Here is a 1,031-nt window from a genome sequence, read left to right as displayed (position 1 = left end):
CCCGGTCTCCTGCGCTGACTGATGCAGCCTGCGACGTCGGGCCAGGAGGACGGTCGGTCGGCTATGGAACGGTGGTCGATCACAGGCATGAGCCTCTCCCTGTGCTCTTCCACATGCTCGTCCCCGGCCAGGCGGGTTGGGCGGCGAGGAACCATTGGGAAGCCTGTCCGAGAGGGCTGGACGTCTCCACCCGAGTCTACTGCTCTCGTCGGACGGGAAGACTCTGAGCGGAGCGAAGGGTGCGGTTGCCTCGCGAGGGCCAGCGAAGGCGCGCCGTTCACCCGTCTCGGGCAGCGGTGGTATTTGCAGCGTCTTTGATCTCAGTCCGATCGCTTCTTATCGAACGCTGTTGCGATCCTCGATTACTTAATGGCCGTGAGTATAGGTGTGCCCGATAAGGGCGATTATCGCGCATTGGACAGCTTGTTGCGCGGCGCGGATCGGGTAGAATCGTCGTCGGGTGACACGACGCCACGGCCGATGTCCGGGCGATGAGGGGATGACGATGCGAAGCAACGACGCCACGGTGCCGGCAGACAGCGCTGCAATCCTCCAGCTCGGCGTCGCCCATCCGGACGCCCGGATCGACCGTGAGGATGGCCGCACCGCCCGCGGCCGGCTGCAGCGCCAGGCCATGAGGGCAGGGCACCTCGCAACCAGGCCCGGCGTTCGTGATCAACTCGTGGTCACCGAGCCGGGCCGCGCCATGATCGAGCGGGCCGCGGCGACGGACTGGCAGTACCGGGACCAGCTCGATCGCTTCATGCGGGACCATGCCGACGATGACGGCCTCCGCCGGGCGCTGGCCGACGGCGCGCCGGCGGCGATCGCCGCCGCCATCACGCGGATCCGGCAGGAAGAGGCGGCCGCGCTGGCGCGGCTGCGCGCGACGCTGCAGGCATGACCGATCTGATCGAAGACGCCGCCACGCCGATGCCCGCGGCGCTGCCATGGACACCACCGGCGGGGCCGATGGCCCTGAGCGAAGCGAAGATCGCCGAGATCAAGGCGTTGGCGCAAAAGGCCGACCG

Annotated in this window: 1 protein-coding gene; it reads left to right on the top strand. The window is 68.2% G+C overall.

Going from position 1 to position 1,031, the window contains the following annotated elements; all coding sequences use genetic code 11:
- The first annotated feature begins 499 nt into the window (after window positions 1–499).
- On the top strand, window positions 500–904 hold the full coding sequence (locus AAHM41_RS40240) for a hypothetical protein (protein WP_342242266.1): 405 nt from the start codon (window positions 500–502) through the stop codon (window positions 902–904).
- The last annotated feature ends 127 nt before the right edge of the window (window positions 905–1,031 follow it).

It is taken from the genome of Inquilinus sp. OTU3971, assembly GCF_038440215.1.
The sequence above is the reverse complement of the archived record's forward strand: the minus strand, read 5'-3'. Positions and strand labels throughout refer to the sequence as shown.

Bases quoted from the DNA above. Each gene is read 5' to 3' on its own strand.
- AAHM41_RS40240 (WP_342242266.1), top strand. From the start codon at position 500: ATGACGATGCGAAGCAACGACGCCACGGTGCCGGCAGACAGCGCTGCA.